The following is an 8,531-nucleotide window of genomic DNA, read 5'->3' on the forward strand; positions in this document are numbered from 1 at the left end:
AACTTCAGGGATAAACTGAACACTCGGATTTTTTTCTGCAAGCAATTTAGACAGCGCAGTAAAATCAACATCCCCCTTACCAATTTCAATGCCTTCACCGTCAACGCCTCTAGCATCAACAATATGCATATGAACATTATATGGAGCTATGATTTCTACGAACTTTATGAGGTCCCAACCATAGTAATTGCAGGACATCATTGAGTGAGAAACATCCAAGCAGATCTTAATCTCAGGATTTTCTTCACAGAATGCTCGTATTTCCTCAGCGCAGACAAACAGATTATGGTAGCTCTGACCGCCGAAATGCCACGGATAAGGAGGCATGGTCTGAACAGCGATCTGAACACCGCTCAAGTCCATACCGTTGAACGCATCAGCAACCTTTTTATACATTGCAGGCTTCAGCGCTGGATCAATAAACCCTTTGTTATCCCAGCCACCCGCATTAACTACAATTACCGGCCGTTCAGTTTTCGGGAAAATCTTCTTCAGTTCACGGGTAATGCCAACCACTCGCTCGAGCTCCCGAATTGAGTGCTGGCGATATTCTTCATCCTCGGCGCAGAGGTCCAGAATATGGTCACCGGCAAACAGCTCAGGGCTGTGTACTGCAAAGCCAATTGGCTCCTGGCCGTCGAAGAAGTCGTTCAGGTTCACTTCAAGGTCTTTGTAAGACAAGTGAAACTCGACAAAATCGAGGTTTGAGTCTGTCACGATTTTGCGATAATCGTGGTATCGAACTGGTACACCAAACGGGCGATCAAATTTATAGTCCGCGCGTTTCTGCACAACACCTTTAATGTCTGAGTCGTAGAAGAAACCGCCGGCATCAATATCACGGTTGGCAACCTTGCCGACCAGTTCATCGATACGGTTTGGCTGAATACCTTGGCCAGGGCTCTTGATAGCCACCATTGACCGCGTGATGATAGTACCCTGCTTGATGGGCGTATTTGCAACCAAGCTCTTCGCCAGGTTTTCGCGGTTCATGAGTTCGCCTTGTGTAATTTCTCTTGGCAACTCGTCTGACCCCAGCCCCTCTTCGACGTTGCGAATCTGCCGTACCATCTCGGCAAACTCATCAGGCAGAAGACTGACTTTATGGTCAGTTCCCTCCAACCCCTGATCAACCGTCAAATGTTTTTCGATCACACAAGCACCTAATGCAATAGATGCGATAGGAACGCATATTCCACGCTCATGTCCAGAGTACCCAACGAGTTTTCCGGTAATTTTCTTCAACCGAGTCAGGTACTTCAGGTTTACGTCTTTGTACGGTGTCGGGTACGTAGAGTTGCAATGCAACAGAACATAATCTGCACCGAGGCGATCTAGAAAAGCAACGGTACTTTTAATTTCACTTTCGCTGGACATGCCTGTTGAGCACAAAAATGGTTTGCCCGTTTTAGCAATCGCTTCCAGCAACTCGTAGTTAGTGAAGTCCGCCGAGGCTACCTTGTAAGCAGGCATGCCATAGGCTTCCAGTGCCGCCAGTGAGTCATGGTCCCACGGTGTGCACAGCGGAAGTACGTTCTTTTCTTTACAGTAATCAAAAACCTCGTATAGCGCTTCGTTACTCAGCTGGAATTTCTCCAGCAGATCCATCGTATACTGCGCCCCCAAATCCACCGAGGCATCGTTGCTGTTGCCTTCATTCTTGTAAAGCTGTTTAACATTGCGCATTTGGAATTTTGCGCAGTCCACGCCTGCAGCAACAGCGTGATCAACCAGCTGCTTAGCCAGTTTAATATCGCCCTGATGGTTGTTCCCTATTTCGGCGATGATAAAAGACGGCGATTTCTCGGAGATTTCACGAGAACCAATATAGAAACCTTCGGACTTCTGGAATGCCAACTGCACCAGATGGCCAGCCTCATCAACAACAGGCAGGCAATCAACACCGCTGTGAAACAATGAATTATAGGTGCTCTTCTCTTCACCTAGCACAACACGCTTACATGCGGTGTTCATGATGCTATGTGCCGGCACACCAAGGTCAATTTCAGTATTATTGGTCAACCAGCGACGAACGTCGCCATCAGAAATACTACCCAATAGGACTGCATGCTCTGAAACGACAAATGCAATTCTAGACTTGTTTTCATTAATCTTCTTCAAAACATCAACAAGGGAATCCTCAGAAAACACAATATATTTCTGAGTGCTTTTTGTAATATACATATTCAATTCCCTTCCAGCGCGAACATGATGCTTTCGCAAACTTTAAAATCTACCAAGGAGTCAATTTCATAGGACTCCTCTTCCGGTGTTATGTACATACCGACCTTTCCACAAAGCCGGTTACGCGTGCTAACCAGATCATCCCAGCGAGTAATATAAAATGACCCTGTTTCCATGTATCTTCTATCAGACTCAGGAATATCCTGCCGCCGAGGACGTTTCATGAAGTCATATGATGCTTCAGGCGCAGATGGATTTTTCCAGAAAAAACGATGGGACGGTGTAACCGTCAACAAGCTGTTGAACTGCTCCGCTTCAAAAAACCGGATCGCTTCGTCGAAACGCCCTGCTGCTCGAATGGGCGATGTCGCCTGCACTAGCAAAAAGTTATCAAACTTCTCGCCACGGGCACTTAGCCATTCGCAATAGTGCAGCATTGCGCTTTCAGTTGTAGCAGTGTCACCCGAGATGTCAGCAGGCCTCATGAATGGCACTTCGGCACCGTACTGGCGAGCACAGGCGGCGATTTCGGGGCAATCGGTAGAGACAACAACCTTGTCAATCAGACTAGCGCTTTTCGCCTGTTCGATGCTCCATGCGAGCAGCGGCTTGCCAGCTATCAATTTGACGTTCTTGCCAGGAACCCCTTTGGAGCCGCCACGGGCGGGTATAAATGCAACCGTTGTCATCCGAGATACTCACTAAATCATCATATTCATCAGGATTGGAACGCTGGAGACAGTGCCTACCTGGATGCGCAATGCAGAAACCATAATTTAGGCACGCTACCGCCCCAGGATTTTTCGTCTGTTTCCTGAAAACGTTGCCAAACCATTTCTACCTCCAGCCTTCTGGCCAGATGCAACTCAATACGCTGAAACACTCGCCAACGGTAAACTCACCTGTTGCTGGCGGCTCAAAAGGTCAATCAACAACACGACACGCTCTTCTCCGTCCATTGCCATGAATATGGCATCAAGCGCTGAAAAACGGCCTTCTATGATCCGAACGTTTTCGCCTGTTTGGAAATTCGCAACACTATGACCTGCCGCCTGTTCTTGAAGGCGGGCAATCAGTTCATCCCCAACGGCCAGCGGTCGACCTCCAAAACTGACAACACGGCTAACACCACGCGTTGAACGCAACGGTGCCCAAGAAGATTCATCCGACATTTGAATGAATAGGTAGCCAGGGAACAATGACTCAGCCACCGTATGACGCTTTCCACGGCTAATACGCTCGCGGGTACACATTGGGCGAGCACAGACATAGCCTTGGCGCGCCAAATTTTCTTCTGCCCTTTCGTCCTGGCGCGGCTTGCAATGCACCAGATACCAATTTTTTTGAGGAATCATGCAGTACCGTTTTTGGGCAGCGACTCAACACCGATAAACTCGATCCCGTTCAAGCTGCCTACGCTCGTTGGATGATGCTGCATGACATCAAAATAACAGCATCGCGACAGGCTTCTTCAGGGCTTACCAAGGTTCAACTAAACCGCCTCAAACCTCTGCGGCATTGATGGCAGCCATCACTCACTGCGACACCTCTCGACACTTCAAAAATGCATTTCAGCATAACAGAAGCGTTAGCGGGCTTGGATTGCCGATGGCTACTCTGAGCGGGCCCTGTTGCCCCTCCACCGTCACTTCATCCTACCCGGCATCCCTGGAAATCAAAGCTTCACACCACCAAACGGGTGCTTCTGTTCCGAAATCACCACGCCAAGGTGCCCCTCATACTCCTAATAATTTAACCGTGCGGCGCCTTATCGCAACGGACTATCAGGCTGAATGGCAGCCCCGGTCATTTGAGACAATGCTGCAGGACTGGAACGGAGTAGGTGCATACGACGAACCACCAACAAATGGCGGAAAACAGCCATCAACACGCCTAGCAAGCAACCCACTACCACCCCCAATGCAATGATCAGAACTTTCTTCGGCTTGACTGGATCGGCTGGCTCCACTGCGAGTCGGTCAACATTAACCAGACTCAATCCACGCATATCGGTACTGATACTCGACAAGCGCACACGCTCAGCTCTAAGTGGCGCGATATCACTCAAAAACACTTCTTCATTTTCCCGCTGGTTGAGCACCTCAACCTCGCGGTTCGTGTTCAACAACAAGAGTTCCTTGCGAATTTGCGCTACCCGCGGGTCGGCAAAATCGTCAGACGTGCGTTGACGCAAGGCTTTACGCTCTGCCTCGAGGGCGTCGGTGCCCATGAAGTAAAGGGGGATTTGTTGGTTGTTGACTTCGGTTCGAATGATGTTGCTGCCCGACTCACCTTCGCTGGCCATGGACGATGGCGTTGAAGGTTTTTTCAGGCCGAGCGAACGCGCAATGCTGATGGCTTCATCCAGTTGGGCGATACGGTCTTCACGGCGTACTTTTAGCTGTACGCGCAGCGCCTTGAGCTCGTCCTGCAACTGCGCACGCTTGAGGTTATCGGCCTCCAGCAAAGCTGCAATCTTGCCTTCTTTCTCGGCATCATAGGCAGCACGAGCGGCGCTCAGCTTGGTGTCCACTTCGCTCAAGCGGTTACTGATGATGACCTTCAGGTCGTCAGCGATCTGCTTACGTTCATTTTCAATGGCGTATTGAACAAACCCATTGAGAATTTCATCACCCTCTACCCCTTTGGGGTAGCGCATTTGCAAGCCGATATAGGCGCTCAGCAGGTCAGCCTTTTTGGGGTCTGGCTGTACCAGCTTGAGTGAGTCGCGGTTGAACTCGTCAAACACCTGCTCGGGCGACTGCCCTGCCTTGCCGAATGCTTCAAACAGTTTGGGGTTGGCGCGAAAATAGCTGAGGCGTGTGTCGTAGGAGTCCAGCGCCGCACCTACTCGCACCAAGGCCTTGCCAGGCGGCAGGGAATAGACCTCGGTACGGTTCAAGGCGTCCAGGTCGTTAAGGGCTGCGGGGCGCAGAAGCGTGCTCACTTCATACACGGGCCTGGCCAAAAACGCATAAGCGCGGGCAATGAAACCTACGAGCAATGCCGTAGCCGCAACCAGCATCTTTTGCTTCCAGATGGACTGCATCATTGCAAAAAGGTCAATGTGGGCAACAACGGAAGGTACGCGGGAAGTGCTCGTCAAACCAAAAGCCTGTCTCTCTGAGTTAAAAAATAGCCCAAAACAGGCGAAGGTTTATCGCCATCACAACGGAGCACGATTATCCAACATTCCCTGTCGTCAGACGACTAAGGTAGGGATTGTGGCATTTTCTTTGGCGGAGAACCACCCTCGAAAAACGCTAATACAAATCAATATCACTTAGGACTTGGTGATAGTTACCACTTGGCAATTTACAGCAACCGATATTGGTGACGAACGAACAGCAACCACCCAACCCGACACCTGCAATTGTACAAATTATCAGGCCTAGCGGCCAAACCAACAACTTCTTCTATTTGACGGACCTGATAGCCCAACCGTGACGCGCCAAACAGCAATGCAAGGCACTGCAGCTCAACTGTGGGAGGGTGCTCGTGAAGATGCCTCTGCAGCAGCATTGTCTGTCTCAGTATCAGCTTTGCACTACGCAGCGTTGCAGGCCCCATTCGAGAGTCCTTGGTTGTTGACCACGAGCGCCATTTAGCTACGGTCTTTATGCTCAACCTGTAACGGACTGCAAGCTTACGATTCGACGCTTGGAGTTCGGCTCAAATTCGCGGCGCTGTTCGCACGGAACCATGAAGACGTCCTTCCATAATGCATCCGCTTGCTCGGTAGTTAAGAACGCACCATGAATCTCCGAGAGTGAACAACGATTTTCGACCGTGGAGCTGAAAGCATCAAGGGAACAGGCTCCAGACAAAATCATCGAGGAAAGCTCTGATATTTTTCAGAAATGTACTACACGTATTTATTTTGGTATTGTAAGATTTTGACATTGCAAAAGGGATGAAGGGGCGGGAAAGGGGCCGAAATGATACCAGCTGAAAAAAGATCATTTTTTTTTGCAAAAAATACGACCAACATTGGCAGTGAGCATTCCCACTGCATCGGCAATGATTTCTTTGGCGGCAATTTGCGTTGCTTCTCCTATTTTATTCTTGGGTACTGATTCGTGCGAACTAAAAATTACAACGATAGTGAACTTGACCTTTTTCAGATTGTTAATTTTTTTCGGCGACAGATAAAAACATTTGCAACGATTTTTATTTTGGTAATAGCCATCGCGCTTGCCTATGCTATAACCCGCCCTACCACATTTGAAAGCAAAGCCAGCATCATTGTTGGCGAGCGATTATTCTTCCTGCAGCAACAAGTGCAGCAACAGCAACAGCAACTCGAGAGCTCGGATGAGATAGCATATCGCTACTCTGATGACGCAGTCATAAAGCCCATAAAAAACACACGAATTATTGAGGTATCGGTCGTAGCCGAGAGCGCTGAAGCGTCAACCGAGAGACTGAATAACACAATACGAAAAATCATTGATAGCCATCAAAAGATACTCCTTGAAAAGAGGGGAGAATTTATCGGCATCTTGAACAGCTTATCAGAGAACAACGCAAACAAAATTGATTTACTACAATTGATTGACAACGCATCAAACTCATCAGCCACTCGACAATTAAATCCAATCAGCACAAAAGAACTACGCTATAGCGGGTTATTTTTAATAGTTTTCGGTATTGCATGCCTGCTTGGATTAATTTTCGCGCTCAGTGCTGCCTTGCTAAAAGACTATATTGAGCGTAACAAAGGAAGACAACACTAAGTAGCCTGCGCCACCTAATCAAAAAGCCACATGTTGGTTCGAATACTATAAAGCACAGGCACGGACCAAGGTTGAGCATCCTTTTGAAGTTTGGCCATGTAAAAGTGCTCTACCAGCTAAGCCCTTGAGAACCCCCTGCCAGCAGACGATGAAAGGCAGGGTTGTGACATTTTCTGCCAAACCGCACCATTTTAGCAACGACTCTCATTCGAGCTCCCGCTAACAGGAAAGTGCTTAGACATGAGCAGTTGCCGGCACAGGTGGCGAACCAAGGCCAATCCCAAGCCAACCACCACACCCACAATCAAGCCAAGCAGTACAATTAGCAATTTCTTTGGCTTGACCGGCTGGTCAGGCAGCTCCACCCCACCATCCTGCCGATAAACCGCAACCCACGCGGGATCAATCACCAAGTCACGATAGAACGCCAAGGCTGATTGTTCTCGCCGCAGATTGTCAATGAAAGGGTCATCAGACTGCCGCGCCTGCAAGGTGGCAATTTCAGCCTCCAACGCCTTGCTACCGCGCATATAGGTCTGTGCTCCTCCCATACCTGCAAACACCTGATTGCCAGAAATGCTCAGCGGCTCTTCCAGACCAATGGACCGGGCAACATCAAGCGCCTCTTTCAATTGCACAATCTCATCTTCACGCTGCTCGCGAGAACTTTCGCGGGCAGCTCTAATACGCTGCTGCAGGTCGTTGGCCTTTACAGTGGCATCGCCCCTGATGTTCTTGAGCACTTCCCGTTTGGCGAGATCACCCGCGAGCTGGGCATAGTTTGTTACCCACTCAGCAGCCTGCTGCGGGCTGTAAAGGTTTGCTGTGATGGAGAAACGCTTCGGCATATCCTTGCTTACTGCGGCTACAACCAGCAGCTTGTTGAAGCGACTGTACAGGGCATCCTGAGAACCTTTGCGCTCGTCTTCTGTAAGCGTGGGTAGATAAGCGCTCTGAAAAAAGCTACGGCGCAGCGACTCGGACTGTAGGTGCTTCAGGTAAACATCATAGATATCACTGACCCTGAGCATGGCCAAACCGGTGTTTGCGCCACGCCCATAGTTAACGTGTGCGATGTCATTCTGCGTGGGGGGCTGGACGAAGATCTTGGCTTCGTAGACGGGCTTCGCCAAAAGGGCATAGGCAAGGGTCGCGAAAAAAATCATGGTCGCCGTCGCCACAATCAACACCTTCTGTTGCCATAAGCCTTTGATCAGTTCAACTAGGTCGATCTCATCGGATGAAGTCACGCGGTCACGGTCGTGAGCCATTTATTTTCCCCGAATCTAAATTGTAAATGTGCTGAAAACAGCCATGCTTTAAACATGCAAATCAGCCGCCACGTCTTAACCATATAACCCATAGCAGCATGGCGATATGCCGAGCAACGTACTTCCACCTTCCTTAGTTCCAACTATATAGCTTTATTTACTCCCAACCCCAACTTACACGCCTCACTTAAAACCCCACTCAATAAAAGCAAATTAGCAATACCGCCGGGTGCAGCCAAGTTAATTTAATCCACATTGCCAACTAAAGTGGACCCATCGGTCAAGACAGTTTTTCAGCGAGTTTAAGCTGCGTCGCTTACTGCCACTGCAGCTGGTCGGC

Annotated in this window: 6 protein-coding genes; 1 reads left to right on the forward strand and 5 read right to left on the reverse strand. The window is 49.3% G+C overall.

The window, feature by feature from the left end; translation table 11 throughout:
• The 4 genes from EKA13_RS24675 to EKA13_RS24690 all read right to left on the reverse strand — a co-directional run.
• Positions 1 to 2,184, reverse strand: a 2,184-nt coding sequence (locus tag EKA13_RS24675) for an N-acetylneuraminate synthase family protein (RefSeq protein ID WP_065761744.1), incomplete at its 3' end; no start/stop codon positions are given.
• A 2-nt stretch (positions 2,185 to 2,186) separates the two neighbouring features.
• Positions 2,187 to 2,873 carry an acylneuraminate cytidylyltransferase family protein gene (locus tag EKA13_RS24680; RefSeq protein ID WP_065761745.1) on the reverse strand — a complete coding sequence of 229 codons (687 nt, stop codon included), beginning with the start codon at positions 2,871 to 2,873 and terminating at the stop codon, positions 2,187 to 2,189.
• Between the two features lie 177 nt (positions 2,874 to 3,050).
• On the reverse strand, positions 3,051 to 3,539 hold the full coding sequence (rfaH, locus tag EKA13_RS24685) for a transcription/translation regulatory transformer protein RfaH (protein ID WP_083199906.1): 489 nt from the start codon (positions 3,537 to 3,539) through the stop codon (positions 3,051 to 3,053).
• Positions 3,540 to 3,952: 413 nt separating this feature from the next.
• Complete coding sequence (locus EKA13_RS24690) at positions 3,953 to 5,290, reverse strand: Wzz/FepE/Etk N-terminal domain-containing protein (protein WP_176717479.1); 1,338 nt, start codon at positions 5,288 to 5,290, stop codon at positions 3,953 to 3,955.
• Between the two features lie 973 nt (positions 5,291 to 6,263).
• Between EKA13_RS24690 and EKA13_RS24695 the strand changes: the two genes are divergently transcribed.
• On the forward strand, positions 6,264 to 6,920 hold the full coding sequence (locus tag EKA13_RS24695; RefSeq protein ID WP_125862963.1) for a Wzz/FepE/Etk N-terminal domain-containing protein: 657 nt from the start codon (positions 6,264 to 6,266) through the stop codon (positions 6,918 to 6,920).
• Between the two features lie 191 nt (positions 6,921 to 7,111).
• On the opposite strand, the gene EKA13_RS24700 is transcribed toward EKA13_RS24695, so the two are convergent.
• Positions 7,112 to 8,191, reverse strand: coding sequence for an LPS O-antigen chain length determinant protein WzzB (locus EKA13_RS24700; protein WP_065761749.1), 1,080 nt, complete (start codon positions 8,189 to 8,191; stop codon positions 7,112 to 7,114).
• Positions 8,192 to 8,531 lie beyond the last annotated feature (340 nt).

The organism is Pseudomonas defluvii (genome assembly GCF_001695625.1).
Lineage (GTDB): Bacteria > Pseudomonadota > Gammaproteobacteria > Pseudomonadales > Pseudomonadaceae > Aquipseudomonas > Aquipseudomonas defluvii.